The sequence below is a fragment of the Ensifer sp. genome (assembly GCF_035999185.1).
GTDB lineage: Bacteria > Pseudomonadota > Alphaproteobacteria > Rhizobiales > Rhizobiaceae > Ensifer.
Map to the genome: position 1 here is coordinate 239,234 of NZ_DASYHB010000170.1, position 18,373 is coordinate 257,606.

Below are 18,373 nucleotides of genomic sequence, written 5' to 3' on the forward strand. Positions count from 1 at the left end.
GCGACAGGGAGGCCATGGCGCCAGCCGGACGCTTCCCTCACGTTTCAAGTTGTCTCCATCCGCGGCTGATCCCGGTGGTCGCCGCGGAAAGGTCTGGCATGCCGCGCGTCGGAATTGGCCCTGGTGGGGCCGACCGGCGCGCGTTGCGCGATTGAACCCTCTTTCGAAACGGACAAGAAGCGGCGAGCCGTCGCGACGGCTGCGCCCGATGTCCCATGACTCTTGAAGCGAACCTAGCCCGAGGGAGTATTTCGCTGTCTCCCGGATTTCGAGCATCATCGCCCCAACGTCGGTGGTGCGGCTCGCCGGGGGCTGGAGGGATGCAGTCGCGGGAGGAGAAACTTCATGACATTGGCAGCATTTAGCAGGGCGATGGGCGCTACCTCATTCCTGGCGATCCTCGCCTGTGGCGGCGCGCCAGCATGGGCGGCACCCGATCTGATCGTCCTCAATGGCGATGTGCGCACGGTCGACCAGGCCAAGCCCAAGGTTGAGGCCTTTGCCATCGAGAACGGCAAGTTCACAGCGATCGGCAGCAGTGACGAGATCAAGGCGCTCGCGGATGCAAAGACCAAGGTGATCGACGCCGGCGGCAAGACGGTAACCCCTGGCTTCATTGATGGTCATACGCATCTGACGTCCGGCATGGACATGGTGACCGGGGTGGACCTGTCCTACATTCCGGACAAGAAGACCTGGCTCGAAAAGATCAAGGAAGCCGACGCACGCCTGCCGAAGGGCGTCTGGCTGATGGGCGGCGGCTGGGATTATACGCTCGGCGAAGGCAAGCTGCCGACCAAGGAAGATCTCGACGCCGTGGTGCCGGATCGTGTTGTCATCCTGCGTGACATCGATTTCCATTCCTACTGGGTCAATTCGAAGGCGCTGGAAGTCGGTGGCGTCACCGCTAAGTCCAAGGTCGCGGAAGGCGGCGAGGTCGTGCTCAACGACAAGGGCGAGCCGAGCGGCATCCTGCTCGAAAGCGCCGGCGATCTCGTCGAGAAGCATCGGCCGAAGGTCGCCGATGCCGAGCGCCGCGATGCCCTGCTGCAGACGATGAAGTTCGCCAACAGCCTCGGCATCACCGGCGTCAACGACATGTCCGATCTTGCGGCCGTGCACGACTATGCCGCGATCCTTTCGGAGAAGAAGTTGCCGCTGCGCGTCTGGTACGGTTTCTTCGAGGGCGACCCGAAGAAGATTGCCGGTGCGGTCAAGGACCGCGCGGAGGTTGACAAGGTTGCCGCCGATTCCGGCGAGCAGGAGAAGAAGGGGCCGATGCTCAAGCTCGGCTATACGAAGTCGGTGATCGACGGCGTCCTGTCCACCCGCACGGCCTTCATGCACGAGGACTACTCCGACCAGCACGGCTGGAAGGGTAAGCCCTTCGAGACCAAGGAGCAGTTGGCAGCCGCGATCAGGGCTTCCAACGAGAACGGCTTCCCGACAGCGGTGCACGCGATCGGCGATGGCGGCGTCAGCCTCGTTCTCGACGCTTTTGCCGAAGCCTCGGTGCCGCGGCCGCAGCCGAACCGCATCGAGCATATCGAGGTGGTCGAGACCAAGGATATCCAGCGCTTCAAGGACCTCGGCGTCGTTGCCTCGATGCAACCGAACCACGCGACCGGCACGATCGGCAAATACATCACCGAGCGGATCGGTACCGACCGCGAACCCAGGGCCTATGTCTGGCACTCGATGCTGAATGCCGGCGTGCCGCTGGTCTTCGGATCGGATTGGCCGACATCGCCGCTGAGCCCGCTCACCCAGATCAACGACGCCGTCTTCCGCGAAAGCCCCTTTGGTCTCGGCGATGGGCCCTGGCATCCCGAACAGGCGGTCAGCTTTGATCAGGCGTTGCACGGTCTGACGCAAGCCGGCGCGGACATGACGCCCTGGGGCGCCCAGATCGGGTCGATCAGCGTCGGCAAATGGGCGGACTTCGTCGTCATCGACGGCACGCTGCCCGAACCGCTCGACCGCTCGATCCGCGAGCGCAAGGTGGAAGCGACCTATCTTGCCGGAAACGAGGTTTACCGTCGGCCCTGACACCTGCCGTGCAAGCCATCTGATGCCTTCGACCGGTGCCACGGGGTGCCGGTCGTTTTTTCGTGCGCACTCGACCGCTTGGACGCGCGCGCGAGTTGCTGTTCCGCGCCTTTCCGAGGTGGAAAATCGCCTGGCTTAGTGCGCGATAATGCATAATAATCGCGCTTCACTTGGAGCATAATCAAGGTAAGGGCGCGGGGAAATGGCATTGGACTCGTTGGATGTGCGGCTGCTGCGCATCTTCGTGACGATCGTGGAAGCGGGCGGTTTCGCGGCCGCGCAAGGGGAGCTCAATCTGTCGCTTTCGACGATCTCCAACCATATCTCCGCGCTGGAGGGTCGCCTCGGCCTGACGCTTTGCCAGCGCGGCCGATCCGGCTTCCGCCTTACGGAGGAAGGGCGCGCCGTCTACGAGGAGGCAAAGCGTCTCTTCGGCTCGATCGATCAGTTCGATGTGCGCATGAAAGGCCTGCAGCACCAGCTGAACGGAACGCTCTCGATCGGCCTCATCGACAATACCCTGTCCGACCCGACGTCCCGGCTGACCAGCGTGCTTGCCCGCATGACCGACGAGGCGCCGGAAGTGGCGCTTTCAATCGTCACGCGGCCGCCGCACGAGCTGTTGCGCGACGTGATAACCGGAGAGCTTCATATCGCGATCGCCAGTTTTCCGCGCACGACACTGGGGCTTGAATACGTCGATCTCTACGAGGAGACCCAACGCTTTTACTGTGGCGCGGAACACCCGCTGTTTTCGCGCGACGACAGCGCGATCGAGATCGACGACATCCGTTCCTACAACCTGATCGGCCGGTCCTACTGGAATGCCCGTGACCTCAAGATCTTCTCGATCGCCAATCCGCGCGCGACCGTCAGCGACATGGAGGCGGAAGCGCGGTTGATCCTCTCCGGGCGGTATCTCGGCTACTTGCCCGATCATTTCGCCAGCCGCTATGTCGAACAGGGCCTGCTGCGCGCGATACGTCCGGATCTGTTTAGCTACAAGGCGCCGTTCCAGGCCGCCTTTGACAAGTCGCGCGCAAAGTCGGGACTGGTCCCGTTTTTCGTGAAGCTGCTTGTGAGTGAGTTCGGGGGGCGGCAAGCGTCTCGCGGCGCGCCGCGCGTGCGTGCCGGTCGATAGCGCGCTACGGCAAACCGAGGCTCGCGCAGGCTTGCACGCAAGGGACATCGGCCCACGATCGACCAAGTGGAACCGACACGCCAAAGGACGCCCGGGAACCCCAGCTCCAGAGCGTCCTTCGGCCTTTTCGAGATCGTACAGCTGACTAGTCGAGCTCGAAGTTTTCCTTGTAGTCCTGTTTCAGGTGCGCCGGCTGGTCTTCCTTCTTCAGCATGCAGTTGCCGACGACGAGCCGCTCGATCTCCGTACCCATGAAACAGCGATAGGCGTCTTCCGGGTTGCAGACGATCGGTTCGCCGCGCACGTTGAAGCTGGTGTTGACAAGAACCGGGCAGCCCGTGCGTGCCTTGAAGCGTGTCAAAAGCTCCCAGTAGCGCGGGTTGGTTTCCCGGTGCACCGTCTGGATACGGGCGGAATAGTCGACATGTGTCACCGCCGGAATTTCGGAGCGCGGCACGTTCAAAAGGTCGATGCCGAACAGGTTTTCCTGCGGGTGGTTGGCATGCAGACGGCGGCTTTCCAGCACGTCGCCGACAAGCAGCATGTAGGGGCTGTCCTTGTCGATGTCGAACCAGTCTGCGACATCCTCGCGCCTTACCGATGGCGCGAAGGGCCGGAAGCTCTCGCGGTACTTGACCTTGAGATTGAGCATCTTCTGCATCGTCGGAGAGCGTGCGTCGCCGAGAATGGAACGGCCGCCGAGTGCGCGTGGACCAAATTCCATGCGACCCTGCATCCATCCGACAGCCTTTTCCTCAGCCAGCGCCGAGACCGTGGACGAGGTGACGTCCTCATCCGATAGTACCTCGAATTTGGCGCCGGCCGCGGCTAGCCGCTGTTCGACCTCACCCTGCTCGAAGGCCGGTCCGAGATAAGAGCCGGACATCGCATCGCCGTCCTTAGGCGTGCGTGTGCTTCCGAGATACTCGTGCCAGACCGAAAGTGCTGCCCCGAGTGCGCCGCCCGCATCGCCGGCGGCAGGCTGGATCCAGATGTCGTCGAAGATGCCAGCCTTCAGCAACTTGCCATTGGCGACACAGTTGAGCGCCACGCCGCCCGCCAGGCAAAGGTTCTTCTCTCCCGTCTGGCGCCGCGCAAAGCGCGCGAGCCGCATCACAGCCTCTTCCGTTACGGCCTGAACCGAGGCCGCAAGGTCCATTTCACGCTGCGTCAGCGGGGATTCCGGCTTGCGCGGCTCCCCTCCGAAGAGATCGTGAAAGGCCGGTTTGGTCATTCTGAGGCCCGTGCAATAGCCGAAATAGTGCTGGTCGAGCCGGAACGAACCGTCTTCCTTGAGGTCGATCAGGTTGTCGAGGATCGTCTGGGCAAAACGCGGCCGACCATAAGGCGCAAGCCCCATGACCTTGTACTCGCCGGAATTGACCTTGAAGCCGGTGTAATAGGTGAAGGCCGAATAGAGCAGTCCGAGGGAATGCGGGAAATGCACTTCCTTCAGAAAGTCGAGGCGGTTGTCGCGGCCATGGGCGAGCGACGTCGTGCACCATTCGCCGACACCGTCCATGGTCAGCACCGCCGCCGAAGAAAAGGGCGACGGGAAGAAGGCGCTTGCGGCGTGGGACTGGTGATGCTCCGTGAAGAGCAGCGACCCGTCCCATTCCTTCTTGCCGGCAAGCTTGCCCAGATCCTTGCGCAGCATCTTCTTCTGGAAGAGCTTTTCCTTGATCCAGACCGGCATGGCGACCCGGAACGAGCTGAAGCCGTGGGGCACGGTGGCGAGATAGGTCTCGACCAGTCGTTCGAACTTCAGGAACGGCTTTTCATAGAAGACGACATGATCGATGTCGTTCATGCTGCAGCCCGCTTCCGCCAGGCAGTATTCGATTGCCCGCGCCGGAAAGTCGGGATCGTGTTTCCGGCGCGTAAAGCGTTCTTCCTGGGCGGCGGCAACGATCCGCCCGTCCTCGACGAGCGCCGCCGCGCTGTCGTGGTAAAATGCCGAGATACCGAGGATACGCACGATATCTTCGCCTTAGAACAGCGTATAGATGAAGGGGGCGACAGCCGTTCCTTGCGTCAGTACCACCAGGGTCCCGAAAATGGTTGTCATGACCAAGATCGGCAGCAACCAGTATTTCTTACGGTTGCCCATGTATGAGAGGAGTTCCTTAGCAAGGTCCATTTTCGTTTCCTCTGTCCGATACAATAATGGTTAGGTTCTTTAAAATTCAGAACTGGTTTTTCATCGTTGCCTCGACCGCACCGGCCTCTGGCTTGTCGATCCAATAGGTCTTGGCGTTCTTGTCGAACTGCTCGGCCAGCGCATCATGCCCGCGCAAGCGAAGGTAAAAGCCGATCGGCACGAAAGTCGTGACGTAGATCAGGAACATCACGACCGGATTGACGATCTTGAACAGAACAAGACCGAGCTTCATCCAAAGCCGGTTGGCGCGTGTCAAAGTCGACGGTGCGACAAAGGCCAGGATGACAAGAACGGCGCCGATCAGGCCGAGCACGCCCGCGATAATCGTTACCTCGGAATGCCGCCATGCTTTGATGATCGCGATCGCGAGCAGAATGCCTCCGACGGTGTAGCCGAAGCTCCTGTTCGAAGGCCCTTCCAGGGGCTTTTCGTGCAATGGTCCATGAGAAATGCTCATTGCTATCCACCTCTGAGCGGTTAGCTAAAAATTCGCACAATCTTCATTGTGCCGATGATTGAAAACGAATTAGTAATTTATATTGAGAGAATATGAGCGGCAAATACTGGGTCTGGTCAATATGCCAATGGATATAGAAGACCATATCCTGGCTCAGCTTCTTGGCGGCTCATGCAGATATTGAGGCGCGTGTTCGGCGGCCTGCCATGTTCCACGCGGCTCTGTCGGCGGTGCGAAGATGAGTTGGGCGCTTCTGACATCCCTAACCTTGGATATACTCGCCGCGAATGCAATTGAGCATAAGACAAGACAAGCGTATGCTCGCGTCACTTGAGTAGTTAAGCTTTTAGCGGCCCCAACATCAGCGCTGTCCCTATCGTTGACGATACGGCCAGTGGCATTCGTCGGGAGCCATTTGTTCATTCTTGATCGTCACGCGCACATTGCAGAATTTTTGCGGGTCGGCTGAGGGCGGAGACAAAGTATGAAGCTGGAGCCGTCTGACCGTTTCGGCACGTGGCGCGTAACCCCGGCGGGCGCAGGGCTGCGACATGACCCTCGGTCCCCGATCGATGGTGATCAGGCTTCTGGCCGCAAGGTATGGGCAAACACTTTCCGTGCCCGCTCCGACAAGGTGATTGCTGTCGGGCGCATTCTGCTTGCCGCCGGCAGCGTCTGGATCGCCTGGCTTGATTCTGCCCACGTGCCGCTGCCGCCCGAGCCGATCTATTTTCTGCTGATCGGCTATCTGTTTTATGCGGTCGCCGCCGCCTTTCTTGTCTGGCGTACGGAAATATCGAGGGTGCGCGGCACGCTGGTTCGCCACGTGATCGATGTTGCAGCCTTTGCCACGTTCATGTCGATGACGGACGGTCCGGCGAGCCCCTTCTTCATGTTGATGCCTTTCACGCTGCTGTCTGCGACGCTTCATTGGCGCTGGCGCGGTGCGCTCTATACCGGCCTCGTCTGCCTGGCCGCGCTGCTCTATCTCGGTTACTTCGACACCAGTGATCTGCTCGACCCGGATTCGGACACGACGACGAACGCATCGCGGCTTCTCTTCATCTTTGTCGCAGCGGCATTGCTGGTGTGGCTCGGCGCGCACCAGGAGGCGGTGAGGGCCGAGCTGCTGCGGCTTGTCCAGCGAACGCCGGCCCAGCCGCGGGGCCGCGAATGGCCGGCGCGCGCAGCGCTGGACTATGCCGCCCACGTGATGCTGGTGCCGCGCGCGCTTCTGTTATGGACCGACGCGGAGGAGCCATGGACCTATGTGGCGCTGTGGCAGGAGGGCGAACTCGAGGTTATGCAAATGCCGCCGGACGCCTTCGGCTCGTGGACGGATGAAAAGCTGCTGCGCAGCAGTCTGCTCGTCACCGAGGCGGGGCGCGGTCGGGTTCTCGTGCATGTGGGCGATGGGCGATTTAATCAATGGTCGGACAGCGACCCGCCAATCTCCCCCGCACTCGTCGAGGCGTTTCAGATCAATTCCGCCGTGTCGACCTACTTCCAGGTCGATGACCTCCAGGCGCGCCTGTTCGCCTTGGAGCCGCCGGCGCTTACGCTTGACGACGTTGCGATCGCCGAGATCATCGCGGACCGGATAAAGGCGCTGTTCGAGCAGGCGATCCTCGTGCGGCGATTGAGCGACGAGGCGGCGGTGGACGAGCGCATCCGCATCGGCCGCGATCTGCACGATGGTGTCCTCCAGGCCCTTGCGGGCACCGCATTGCAACTCCAGTCGCTGCGAAAGCTCACTGATGTGCGTCCGGAGGTGCTTGCCGAACGCCTCGACACTATCCAGGCGATGCTCTTGGACGAGCAGCGGGAGTTGCGCGGGTTCATTCGGGCACTGGAGCCGGGCGGCAACCTGCAGGTCGCAGGAGAAATGCACCTGGAGCGGCAGCTCGAGGCGGTTGCAGTGCGGCTCAGACAACAATGGCAGATCGACGTATCAATCACCTTCGATCCGCCGTCCGGCATCGATCTGCCCCTGGCTCTGACCTATGAGCTTGCACGCATGACTTCCGAGGCCACCGCCAACGCGGTCAGGCATGGCGGGGCGCAAAAGGTCCGGATCACCGTCCGGATCGACAAGGGTTCGATCGTGCTGACGATTGACGATGACGGTGTCGGCTTCGGTTATGGCGAGCGCGTCGACCATGCCGAACTGGAACGTGAGAAAATAGGACCCCGCAGCCTGCGCGAACGCGCGGCCGCGCGCGGCGGAAAGCTTGCCATCGAAAGGATAGCGGAATGGACACGGGTGGTGGTCATGTTGCCGATGCCGCAATAGCGCTTCGCGCGATCGTCGTCGACGATCACCGGATCGTGCTTGACGGGCTTCGCCGCCTGATCGAGACCGTGCCTGGCTGGGAGGTTGTCGCCACCTGCGAGCGCGCCGAGGACGCGCTTCAGGTCCTGGCCGACCGCAGCGCCGACATCGTGATCGCCGACCTTCGCATGCCGCAGATGGACGGGCTCGAATTCATCCGTCGGGTGCGTGGCCATGGGAAGCGGATCGCCGTCATCATTCTCACCGCCGATATCGCAGACGACCAGATCGCCGAAGCGATGCGGCTTGGCGTAAACGGCATCGTGCTCAAGGAGCAGGCGCCGGACACCCTGCTCGATTGCATCGGTGCCGTTGCCGCCGGCAAGACCTATTTCCAGGACCAGGCGCTGAGGTCCGCGCTCGATCGGATACGGACGCAGGAGGCGGTGCAAACGCCGGGGGTCGAGCTTTTGACCCAACGGGAGATCGAGGTGTCGCGCCTGGCAGCCTCCGGCATCCGCAGCAAGGAGATCGGCGCAAAACTCGGCATCTCCCCAGGCACCGTCAAGCTGCACCTTCACAGCATCTACAGCAAGCTCGGCATCTCGACGCGGGTCGAGCTTGCCAATCTCGCCAACAGGCTCCCGAAAAGCCCTGCGTGAGCGCGCAGGCCTGCTTTCCATCGTCGTCTTTCTCATCAGGGGTCGCGCTCCTGGGCCGTCGTTCGGGCACTTCGCCCCAGGGGAGCAGGACCTCAGAAAGTGCCCCGGAGTATATCCATCCGTATATATTCAGATCGGAAATCCTGAGATAGAGTTGGAATTGTAAGGCGTCTCCGGCAGAGAAGTGCAAACCTCAGAAGCTCATGTCGCTGTATAAAAATTCAATTCATGTTCTCGTAGTCAAAAAAATATTCTCGGTGTTCTTCTCTGTTCCGGAGAGCCACTATGTATGTTCAAAGTGTTATTGAAATAGCGGAAACAGACGGTCAGCTTCCGGTCGAGATAATCATAAAGGGTTATCGTTTAAGCCAGAAGCGGCTTACCGTCTTTATCTTGAACGAGGTAACGCCGGCAGCGGTCAATCGCGTCTTGGATCCCGTCGTGCCGACGTTGCCTCTTCTCATTCCCGGTGTGCTCTACGTCAAGATGTCTGACGGTGCCCGCGTTCGCGAGGCTGTAGAGGCCGCCGAGGTCGTCTACGCGGCGACCGCGATGTTTCGGGATCTTTTGACCGGATATGGGATCTTGCCCTGTCTGCTGCGCTCGATCGAGACGCTGAAGCCAGATTCTTCGAAGCGCGTCAGGCTTGTGACCCCTGGCGAACAGAAGCGCGGCTCGTCCGCGCCGAAGGGGCAAAGAAGGACGATCACCTATTTGGCCAGTCTGGCGCGTTCCTATTTGCGTGAACTCGGAAGTGCTTGATCAAGAATGAAGCGACGCAACCTGTAAATGTTCCAATAAGATCGCACAATCAAGGTGTCAGCCAACATGTCCCGAAAAGTCGAACATCAGGACGCGCTCAACAACCCAACAGCCGCCCCGGCGGATTTCATTGGCCAAAACAAACCCCGTCCAGCTGGCATTCTTCAGCGCATTCGCCGGTCGCGCAATTTTGCCGGCGCGATGGACGGGCTGATCATCGTCGTTTCGGGTCTTGCGGCCATTCTCATTTGCGAAATGCTCTTGCGCTTCGTGCCAAGCCTGCAGCTTCCGGTCGGCGAAGGCGAGTATGTTTATTGCGGGATCCCGCGCGCGCGCCATCAGCCCCATGCGCTCTATGGTTATACCGAGATACCGGGCAACAGCTACTTTGAGCGGTTCAGCCCGCTCGATCCGTGGAACCGCGTGCAGATCAACAGCGACGGTTTCCGAGACAATGCCACGGGAACCGGGTCGCCGGTGTTCGTCCTCGGCGACTCGATGGTCCGCGGCTCGCTCGTCAAGGAAAGCGAGACCTTCAGTTCGCTCCTGAACGCGTGGCATCCGCAGCTCCTGCTCAAGAACTATGGCACGGGCGGCTACGGGCAGCCGAACGAGATCCGGCTCTACGAGGACAAGGCGCCCAACATCCCGCACAAGCTGGTGATCGTCGGTCTGTCGCTGAGCACCGACATCGAGGACAATTCGGAGCGGGCGGTGATGACGCCGGAGTCGGTCGACATCACGGTCGAGCCGGCGGGCACCGAGACGAAAAAGCCGAGCCTCGCGCTGCAGGCGCATCTCTACCTGTGGCAACACAGCAAGCTCTACAACTGGTTCTATTCGACGCTGCTTCGGCCTTATGTCGGCGACAGGGCGTCCCGTCGCGACATGGGCCACGCTATCGAACTGACACGCAGGCTGTTTGTTCGCCTTGCCGCTGACGCCCGTGCAAACGGTGCCGACCTGCTGGTCGTCGTCCTTCCCGGATGGGCGGAACTCGCGGGCCGCGACGACGGCCTGCAACCGGCAAAGCAGCGCGAAATGATCAATGCCTTCGCCGCTGCGACACCCGGTGTCTATGTGGTCGACCCGACCGAGAAACTCGCCGCCAACAACCCGATGAAGACCTATGGCATCGGCGACAAGCATCTTTCTCCGCTCGGGCATTTCCTGGTGGCAGAGACGATCGACGAGTGGCTGCTCAACAGCTGGAGCGACGGCAAAGGCCTGGCAGGTGGCAAGCACGACTTCGTAAAAACCGCTCCGGTTGAGCCCGATTGCACCCAGTTCTCGCAGGTCGGATCATGATTGGTGGCGCTGAGAGGAAGATCCGATGAATTCCAACGCATCACGAGCCGTTCAAATGGAAGAAAACAGCGTACCGAAGTCGTCCGTGGTGAAGCGCGCGTTGCTCGCCATTCTCGCCGCCGGCTTCAGCCTCGTCCTCTGCGGTCTCATGATCGAAGGTCTGGCGCGAACCGTTTTCGACAACGGCATGGATTTCGACCTGGAGATGTGGAAATACGCCCGCGATCTCAAGCGCGTCAGTGCCGAGCCAGCGATCGGCCACGAGCATATCCCCAACACCAGCGGCGTGTTCATGGGCGCGCAAGTGGACATCAACTCGATCGGATTGCGCAACAGGGAGGTGGCGCCGGTTCCAGACGGCGCGGTGCGCGTGATGATGCTCGGCGATTCGCTGACCTTCGGCTGGGGCGTGAAGGAAGAGGATACGCCGTCAAGGCAACTGGAGACCGTGCTCAATAGTGCCGCGACCGGAGGGCGCAAGTACGAGGTGATCAACACCGGCGTCGGTAACTACAACACACAGATGGAAGTCGCCTACTTCCTGACCAACGGATACAAGCTCAAGCCGGATATCGTCGTTCTCAACTATTTCATCAACGATGCCGAGCAGACTCCACGCCGGCATAAGGTGGGCTGGGGCGAGTATTCACAGGCCTACGTCGTGCTGGCCTCCGCCGTCGACAAGATCTCGCGCATCTTCCTCGGGCGGGCCGACTGGAAGGCGTATTACCGGGGTCTCTATGAGAACGGGCAGCCCGGCTGGACAGACGGGCAGGCGGCGATCCAGAAGCTTGCGCGCTACTGCAAGGAGCATGGCCTCAAGCTTGTTATCGTCAACTATCCCGAACTGCACGAGATCAAGCAGTACCCGTTCCCGGAAGTGACAGCCGGCGTTGAAAAAATCGCCGCGAGCGAGGGCGTTCCCTTCCTCGATCTGCGCCCGTCGGTCGAGGATCTCGTGCCGGAAACGCTTTGGGTGTCGCCGTCCGACGCGCATCCCAACAAGATCGCCAACGAGCGGTTTGCCGGCGCGATCGCACAAACGCTCGAGCACTCCTATCCAGACGTCTTCGCCGACACGGCATCGGTCGCCACCGTCGGAAAATGACACCTCCGGCCAAAGTGCCGGTGAATTTCGAGGCGTCGCGGATCGCGGCGCCTTTCATGCGTTCGGTCTGGAGAGGGCCTTAGAAATCGACGGTCAGGTTTGCCCGGCCGGCGTTTGACTGGACGCCGTTACCGAACTCGCCGAGATAGGTAATCGCCAGCCGCGCAGTGTCGGAGAGCCTGGCGGAAAATCCCGCCTCCACGACCAGAGTGTCCCGCGCCACGGGAACGCCGGCGATGGTAAAGGGGCTGGCATCGGCAAAGGCAAGCCGCGCCGAAGGCGTCAGGTCGCCTGCGGCATGTCGCCAACCGAGCAGGCCGGACACGGCGAGAGGCAGTTGCTCCACCGGCAGGTCTGCCCACCAGCGCACGCCGATCGTCGTCAGTGTCAGCTCATCCGAAGCATCGCCGGACGACAGGGCGGCGGCGCCGCCATTCTCCTGGAAACCATCCGTTTCGAGCCTGACATAGGCAAGATTTGCGAAAGGCTGTAGGCGGGCAACGTCGGTTTCGAGCGTAAAGGACAGATCCGCGAAAACCTGCGCAACCGCGCTGTCGTAGTCCGTCTTAAGCGTGTCGGAGAACGAGCCGAAGGCAACGTCGCGCCGGGTCGAGACCTCGTTGTGCGAATAGATCGCGCCTCCCGTCAAGTCGAGCGGCCCGATCGGCCCGGAGGCATAGAGGCCGGCATGGTAGGCATCCGCGCTTGCTTCCGGTTGCAGCGTGAGATGGCTGTAGCCGAGGATGCCGCCGAAGCGCCAGTCGTCGGCAGCGACCCAGTCGGCACCAAGAATGATGCCGGCGGTGCGCGCGTCAATGCCAGCGGCATTGCCGTCGCCGGACAATCTGCTCGATGCTGCAAAACCCGATGTCCAGAAAGCGCCGTCGTCCGCCGCACGGGAGGCGGCCACGGCGCTTGTTCTGCCGAGAATGGCCTCGCGCGGGAAGCGGCTGTCCCATAGCAGCGCGCTTTTGGCGGAGGCGTGCACTTCTCCCGTCAGCTGCGGAAAGGCCTGGCTGGCGGTTTCTGCGTCCAGCGACAGGATGGCGAGAAAGAGCGGGTTTGACGGTCCCAACGCTTCGACGGCGTTTGCCACGGCCTGTCCGTTTGCCGTTTGCGCCAAGTCCGCGAATTCCACACCGTTTCGGTCGAGCCGGAGATCGACGCCCGTTGGGTTGTAGGTCAAGGTCGGCGACAGGAAAGCGAGGGTGTTGGTGACTTCGCCGAAGGCTCCCGTGACGGCGCCACCCGTCAGGATCGTATAGCTGGTCGTCGGAGCGTAGACGCCGCTTCCGGCAAGAATGTCCAGCCTCGCGCCTTCAATGGCAAGCGTGCCCGAAACGGCGAGGCGGTCGGATAATCCTGCTGCATCGACATCCACCTCGAAGATCGAACCGGATCGCAACGTCAGGTCGCCGTTGACGGCAACGGTCGCTATGCCCGGGCCGGGCGCAATCGTGCCGCCGGCATTGACCGTCAGTCCGCCGACGACGCCACCGCCGGAGAGCAGGCCGCCGGTAAACACGTCAACCGGCCCGGCAATGGTGCCCTGGTTGGCAAGCTCGCCACCCGCGATCGTGGCCGCGCCGCTGATCGTTCCCGTGTTGGAAAACAGCCCGGCGGTGTTGACGAGCGAGCCGATCGTTCCGTCGTTCGAGCCGGCCCCGGCATTGGTGACAACGCCGGCGAGGGAACCACTGTTGTTGGTGAAGGCACCCTTCGCGCTAATATCGACGTCAGCAAGCACGGCGTTGTTGACGACGTTACCGCCGGCGACCGTGGTCTTGCCGGTCACTTGGCCGCCACCGTTGTTGGTGAAGGTTCCGGCGTCGTTGCGAAGCGAAGCGATCGTGCCGGCATTGGAGACGGTGCCGGAATTCGTGACGTTGCCCGCCGTGGCGCCGCTGTTGTTGACGAACGCGGCGGCTGCTTCGACGTCGGCGTCGGTGACGACGAAGTTGTTGGTGACGGTGCCCCCGGCGACCGTCGTTTTCCCGGTGATCGTGCCGCCGGCGTTGTTGGTGAAATTTCCGCCCGTGTTCGTCAAGGCGGCGATCGTCCCGGCATTCGACGAGGCACCACCGTTCGCAACGGCACCGGCGATGGCGCCACTGGTGTTGGTGAACCTCCCGGCTGCGCCGACCGATACGGCGCCAAGCGTCGCGTTGTTGGTGATGCTGCCGCCCGAGACGGTCGTTTGACCGGTGACTTCGCCGCCAAAATTGTTGGTGAAACTTCCGCCCTCGTTGTTGAGCGAGGCCATCGTGCCGGCGTTGGTCGTCGTGCCGGCGTTTTTGACGTTGCCCCCGGTCGCGCCGTTGTTGTTGACGAAAGCGGCGGCCGCTTCGACATCGGCGTCGGTGACGACGAAGTTGTTGGTGACGGTGCCGCCGGCGACCGTCGTTTTCCCGGTGATCGTGCCGCCGGTGTTGTTGGTGAAGTTTCCGCCTGTGTTCGTCAGCGAGCCGAGTGTTCCGGCATTGGAGGCGGTGCCGGCGTTAACCGCCGCGCCGGCAATCGCGCCGCTGTTGTTGACGAAGGTGCCGCCGGCCGAAACGCTGACGTCGCCGACTTGGCCGTTGTTGCTGAGCGCCGTGGTCGTGCCGACGACGGCGCTATCGAGCGTCCCGTTGACCGACACGTTGCCGCTGTTGAGGTTCAGCCTTCCGTTGAGGTCGCCATCGATCGACAGGCTGCCGCCGTTCAGGTCGACGTTCGAGTTCAAGGCACCGCCCGCGTTGATGCTGATGCTGCCCGAATTGATCGTGCTTCCGTTGGTGACCGTCAGCGCACCGGTATTGGTGATCGTGACATTGCCGCCGTTGACGCCGAGTTCTCGGATCGTCGGATCGTTGGTGACCTGCGGGGAGCCGGTGTTCACCTCGGCTGCGTCGCCCGCGCCGGGGAGGGCCGGCGTCCAATTGGAGCCATTGCTGAATTCGTTGTCGCTGCTGCCGGTCCATACGGACTGGGCGAGAGAAGGTGCACTCAAGGCGAAAGAGGCCAGTGCCGTGAAAAGGCCGAGACGCTGGGAAAGTACCGCGAGCGGTGTTTTTCGCATGGATGGCACCGGTGCTAACGAACGCTCGCGAATCAGCCAGCGGTCTTGATGACCCCGGCTATCTAATCATGGTTAACGGTTCGCTACCACAGCTTGCGCCTGGACCTTGAGGGCTCTGCCGTGGGAGGGCGCGCCTTGCCCGTATCACCTGGCAGCCGACGGGAAGCGCGGGCACGCCTCACGCCGGCTGCGACAGTTCCCCAGTCGCGTCCGGCGATGACTGCAAACAGGCGGTCTCGCCGACCGCCCGGCGGATTGTCAGCTGAGCGGGAAGCCCATGGCCGAGACCATCTTCAGCCAGGGCTTGCGCCAGCCGCCGGATTTGTCGGCGGTGTCGAGCGCATACATGGTGATCTGCGCGCCGAGCCAGCGGAACGGTTCCGGCGGAATGGTGTTCGGCAGGCTGGTGGCGAAATCCAGGCGGCTCTCCGGGGTCTTCGATCCGTCGAGGATATCGAGCGCGATGCGCGCACCGAAACGGGAGGCAGAGACGCCGAAACCGGAATAGCCGCCGGCATAGACGACCTTGTCGCTGTGGTAGCGCTGGAAATGCACCGCCATGCGGGTGCTCAGATCGATCGGGCCGCTCCAGGCGTGGCTGAAGCGCAGCCCTTCGAGCTGCGGGAACGTATCGAAGAACGCGGCGGCCAGAGGCTCGTAGGTATCGAGTTCCTTGTCGACCGATGGGAAAGGATCGCCGGCGAAGGCATAGGCGAGGCGTCCGCCGAAGATGACGCGGTTGTCCTTGGTGAGCCGCATGTAATTCATCTGCGTGCGCGTGTCGTAAACGCCCTGGCGATGGCTCCAGCCGATCGATGCCAGACGTTCCGCCGAGAGTGGCTCCGTCGCCAGAACCCGGTCACGCACTGCGACAACCCGGTGCTTGATCTTCTTGTGGCCGGAGGCAAAGGCATTGGTGGCGAGCAGCACCTTCGGCGCGGTGACACTGCCCAAGGGCGTGTGAGCTTTCATGCCGTTGCCGAGGTCTTCGAGGCCCGTCAGCTCCGTGTTTTCGAAGATCTGGACGCCGAGCGTCAGCGCAACTCGTTTCAGCCCGAAGGCGAGCAGCGCCGGATGGACTGTGCCGCAGATGTGTTTTGACCAGACGCCGGCCTTGTAACGCGGCGAATTGATCTCGGCGCGCACGGCACTTTGATCGAGGAAGGTCGCCTGGTGGCCGTATTTCAGGTGGAGTTCGTGTTCTTCGTGCAGCGCTTCGATATGGGCGTCGTCGACGGCGACCGTCAGCTCGCCGCCCCATTCCGCGTGACAGTCGATCTGATGGTCCTCGATCGTCTGGAGGAACCCGTGCATGTTTTCCTGGCCCAAGCGCTCGAGCGCGGCGATGTCCTTGGGAAAGATACGCACTGCATTTGAAAGGCCGTGCATCACCGAGGTCGAGACGACGCCGCCGGGCCGACCGGAAGCGCCGTTGGCGACAGAGCCCTTCTCGATCAGGACGACGTCGATTTCGGGCTGGCGTTGCTTCGCCTGGATGGCGCCCCACAATCCGGTAAAGCCGCCGCCGACGACGACGAGATCGGCCTTCAGATGACGCGTCAGTCGCTCTTTCGGCTCGGGCGCATCCGGCCGGTCGAGCCAGAAAGGCGTCATCTTTACATCTGAAAGCGCTTTGCTTCTTACCTTTGTCATGGGGCGCTCACATCAGTTCGCGGCGGGTGCGGAGTAGAGGACGTAGACCTTGCGCATCGTCTCGATGACTTCGAAACGAACTTCGACACCGGCCGGCAGGATGTAGCTTTCGCCAGCCGCGAAGGTCTCCACCGATCCGTCCGGATTGGTGATCGCGACCTTGCCGGAGAGGATGACGCTGTACTCGTTGCCGTCGGGGTAGGAGAGCATTTCCGCATAGGGCGTCGACTGCCACGTGCCGATCGTCACGGCCTTGTCCGGGCTTTCGAAGTGGACGTCGCCAAGCTCGTCGGCAAAGCCTGTCAGGATCGCTTCCGGCGGGACGACGCTGCACTTCTCAAGTTCCCGCAGGCCGACGCCGTTGCGCCCGAGTTTGATGACCTTCGACATGTTCACTCCATTTCATGAAGGCGGGCGGCATCCCGTGCCGGCCGCCAGAGTTTGGGTTTTCGGTCCGGGCGGAAAGCATCGTCGTCGGAGAATGATCGTGTTCCGACAGCCGAGATCCGCCTCGTTCGCCGCCGCTTTGCTGCGCGACTTGCCTCATTTTTTAAGCGCGCGCGGCAACGCCCGGAATACGCCAAAGGGCTAGGTTCAGGGTTGGAGGGCTCCTGTTCGGGGCCCGCTCCGGCCTTGGCCGCCAGCCTGTTGCGTCGCTTGGCGTTGTTTTGCCTTGGCAAATGATAGTTTTGGAAAATCCGTAGTGATCATCCATTGCTTGCTGCGCGTTCAACCTTCCCCTAATGTGCCTCCCGGAGGAGAACATCATGAGCAACGAGATGATCGTCAAAGTGTGTGCAAGCACGCAGCAGACGCCAGGCATGGGTGATCTGGCCCTGTCGCTAATGGCGGGTGTCGGCTGCTCGGATTTTCAGGATCGGCTGGCGCAGTCCCTGAAGCGGCATATTGCTATCGATGCCGGCTTGATGCTCCTTTATCGCCGCGGTGCCGCGCCGAAGATCCTCTTTAACGACTGGCGCACCGACAAGGGGCTTTCCGATATCCGCGCGTATCTGCAGGGGCCCTATCGGATGGACCCGTTCTATCGGCTGGCGCTCGACAACGGTGACGATGGGCTCTATCGCCTGAGGCAGATCGACCCGTCCTTCGACCGGTCGCAGTATTATCGCGATTATTATCGGCATTCGGGCCTGCACGACGAGTTCAACGTCTTCATCGGCATCGATGCCGATACCAAGATCGCAATCTCGCTCGCGCGTCGCCATTCGCATGCGGCCTTCAGCGGCGAAGACCAGGATTTCCTGCAAGGTGCTGCGCCGTTGCTCAGCATGGCGGTGCTCAGGCACTATCGTGATCTGCGCCCCGAAAGCCTCGGCGACGACGATGGTTCACCGCTTCAAAACGCCCTGGCGCTGGCGGTCCGCAATTTTGGCCGCAGTGTGCTGACCGATCGCGAGTGCCAGGTCGCGCAGATGATCCTGCGCGGCTACTCGGTCAAGGGTGCTGCGGAAAAGCTCGGTATTTCGCCGGCAACCGTAAAACTGCATCGCCGCAATCTCTACGCCAAGCTTGATATCACCTCACAGACGGCCCTGTTCTCGTTGTTCATCGACGCCGTTTCGTCGGCAAGCAGCGCCTTCGAGGATCCGCTGACAAGCTATCTGTCTCCAGGCGGCACGCCCGTTTCGCATTGATCGTTACCGCCATGGCGTTCGAAGGCGCGGGCGAAAACCTGTTTGCGCTTCTCGCGGCCTGGCGCCCGGCCAGCAGTTCATCCT

14 protein-coding genes are annotated in these 18,373 nt (G+C 61.8%); 8 read left to right on the forward strand and 6 right to left on the reverse strand.

From position 1 onward, the window contains the following. Positions 1-345: 345 nt before the first annotated feature. Both VGO04_RS22525 and VGO04_RS22530 read left to right on the forward strand, forming a co-directional pair. Complete coding sequence (locus tag VGO04_RS22525) at positions 346-2,049, forward strand: amidohydrolase (protein ID WP_327498176.1); 1,704 nt, start codon at positions 346-348, stop codon at positions 2,047-2,049. Between the two features lie 208 nt (positions 2,050-2,257). After that, complete coding sequence (locus tag VGO04_RS22530; RefSeq protein ID WP_327498177.1) at positions 2,258-3,190, forward strand: LysR family transcriptional regulator; 933 nt, start codon at positions 2,258-2,260, stop codon at positions 3,188-3,190. Between the two features lie 145 nt (positions 3,191-3,335). On the opposite strand, the gene VGO04_RS22535 is transcribed toward VGO04_RS22530, so the two are convergent. From VGO04_RS22535 to VGO04_RS22545, 3 genes are read right to left on the reverse strand one after another with little or no spacing between them, the layout of a single operon-like run. After that, complete coding sequence (locus tag VGO04_RS22535; RefSeq protein WP_327498178.1) at positions 3,336-5,168, reverse strand: carbamoyltransferase; 1,833 nt, start codon at positions 5,166-5,168, stop codon at positions 3,336-3,338. A 12-nt stretch (positions 5,169-5,180) separates the two neighbouring features. After that, a complete protein-coding gene (locus tag VGO04_RS22540) occupies positions 5,181-5,330 on the reverse strand; it encodes a DUF5989 family protein (RefSeq protein WP_327498179.1) in 150 nt (49 codons plus the stop codon). Between the two features lie 46 nt (positions 5,331-5,376). Then, the gene (locus VGO04_RS22545) at positions 5,377-5,808 is read right to left on the reverse strand and encodes an SxtJ family membrane protein (protein ID WP_327498180.1); all 432 of its coding nucleotides are present in this window, start codon (positions 5,806-5,808) and stop codon (positions 5,377-5,379) included. A gap of 484 nt (positions 5,809-6,292) precedes the next feature. Between VGO04_RS22545 and VGO04_RS22550 the strand changes: the two genes are divergently transcribed. The 5 genes from VGO04_RS22550 (at position 6,293) to VGO04_RS22570 (ending at position 11,920) form a co-directional block, all read left to right on the forward strand. After that, on the forward strand, positions 6,293-8,101 hold the full coding sequence (locus VGO04_RS22550; protein WP_327498181.1) for a sensor histidine kinase: 1,809 nt from the start codon (positions 6,293-6,295) through the stop codon (positions 8,099-8,101). Next, the gene (locus VGO04_RS22555) at positions 8,062-8,742 is read left to right on the forward strand and encodes a response regulator transcription factor (protein WP_327498182.1); all 681 of its coding nucleotides are present in this window, start codon (positions 8,062-8,064) and stop codon (positions 8,740-8,742) included. Before VGO04_RS22550 ends, VGO04_RS22555 begins: the two co-directional genes overlap by 40 nt. A 285-nt stretch (positions 8,743-9,027) precedes the next feature. Further along, positions 9,028-9,504, forward strand: coding sequence for a hypothetical protein (locus tag VGO04_RS22560; protein WP_327498183.1), 477 nt, complete (start codon positions 9,028-9,030; stop codon positions 9,502-9,504). Positions 9,505-9,570: 66 nt separating this feature from the next. Continuing rightward, on the forward strand, positions 9,571-10,812 hold the full coding sequence (locus VGO04_RS22565; protein ID WP_327498184.1) for a hypothetical protein: 1,242 nt from the start codon (positions 9,571-9,573) through the stop codon (positions 10,810-10,812). A gap of 25 nt (positions 10,813-10,837) precedes the next feature. Beyond that, positions 10,838-11,920, forward strand: a complete 1,083-nt coding sequence (locus VGO04_RS22570; protein ID WP_327498185.1) for an SGNH/GDSL hydrolase family protein — start codon at positions 10,838-10,840, stop codon at positions 11,918-11,920. Positions 11,921-11,999: 79 nt separating this feature from the next. Here the strand turns inward: VGO04_RS22570 and VGO04_RS22575 are convergent, their stop codons facing one another. From VGO04_RS22575 to VGO04_RS22585, 3 genes are all read right to left on the reverse strand, one after another. Further along, entirely contained in the window at positions 12,000-14,981 is a 2,982-nt protein-coding gene (locus tag VGO04_RS22575; RefSeq protein ID WP_327498186.1) for an autotransporter outer membrane beta-barrel domain-containing protein, read from the reverse strand. 258 nt (positions 14,982-15,239) lie between these two features. Further along, on the reverse strand, positions 15,240-16,595 hold the full coding sequence (locus VGO04_RS22580; RefSeq protein ID WP_327498187.1) for an FAD-dependent oxidoreductase: 1,356 nt from the start codon (positions 16,593-16,595) through the stop codon (positions 15,240-15,242). A 51-nt stretch (positions 16,596-16,646) separates the two neighbouring features. Continuing rightward, complete coding sequence (locus VGO04_RS22585; protein ID WP_327498188.1) at positions 16,647-17,024, reverse strand: cupin domain-containing protein; 378 nt, start codon at positions 17,022-17,024, stop codon at positions 16,647-16,649. 377 nt (positions 17,025-17,401) lie between these two features. Between VGO04_RS22585 and VGO04_RS22590 the strand changes: the two genes are divergently transcribed. Continuing rightward, entirely contained in the window at positions 17,402-18,289 is an 888-nt protein-coding gene (locus VGO04_RS22590) for a helix-turn-helix transcriptional regulator (protein ID WP_327498189.1), read from the forward strand. The last annotated feature ends 84 nt before the right edge of the window (positions 18,290-18,373 follow it).

Excerpts from the sequence above, each read along its gene's own strand:
- VGO04_RS22575 (WP_327498186.1), bottom strand. The coding sequence starts at position 14,981 with ATGCGAAAAACACCGCTCGCGGTACTTTCCCAGCGTCTCGGCCTTTTC.
- VGO04_RS22590 (WP_327498189.1), top strand. The coding sequence starts at position 17,402 with ATGAGCAACGAGATGATCGTCAAAGTGTGTGCAAGCACGCAGCAGACG.
- VGO04_RS22585 (WP_327498188.1), bottom strand. The coding sequence starts at position 17,024 with ATGTCGAAGGTCATCAAACTCGGGCGCAACGGCGTCGGCCTGCGGGAA.
- VGO04_RS22540 (WP_327498179.1), bottom strand. The coding sequence starts at position 5,330 with ATGGACCTTGCTAAGGAACTCCTCTCATACATGGGCAACCGTAAGAAA.
- VGO04_RS22555 (WP_327498182.1), top strand. The coding sequence starts at position 8,062 with ATGGACACGGGTGGTGGTCATGTTGCCGATGCCGCAATAGCGCTTCGC.
- VGO04_RS22525 (WP_327498176.1), top strand. The coding sequence starts at position 346 with ATGACATTGGCAGCATTTAGCAGGGCGATGGGCGCTACCTCATTCCTG.
- VGO04_RS22580 (WP_327498187.1), bottom strand. The coding sequence starts at position 16,595 with ATGACGCCTTTCTGGCTCGACCGGCCGGATGCGCCCGAGCCGAAAGAG.
- VGO04_RS22565 (WP_327498184.1), top strand. The coding sequence starts at position 9,571 with ATGTCCCGAAAAGTCGAACATCAGGACGCGCTCAACAACCCAACAGCC.
- VGO04_RS22570 (WP_327498185.1), top strand. The coding sequence starts at position 10,838 with ATGAATTCCAACGCATCACGAGCCGTTCAAATGGAAGAAAACAGCGTA.
- VGO04_RS22560 (WP_327498183.1), top strand. The coding sequence starts at position 9,028 with ATGTATGTTCAAAGTGTTATTGAAATAGCGGAAACAGACGGTCAGCTT.
- VGO04_RS22545 (WP_327498180.1), bottom strand. The coding sequence starts at position 5,808 with ATGAGCATTTCTCATGGACCATTGCACGAAAAGCCCCTGGAAGGGCCT.
- VGO04_RS22550 (WP_327498181.1), top strand. The coding sequence starts at position 6,293 with ATGAAGCTGGAGCCGTCTGACCGTTTCGGCACGTGGCGCGTAACCCCG.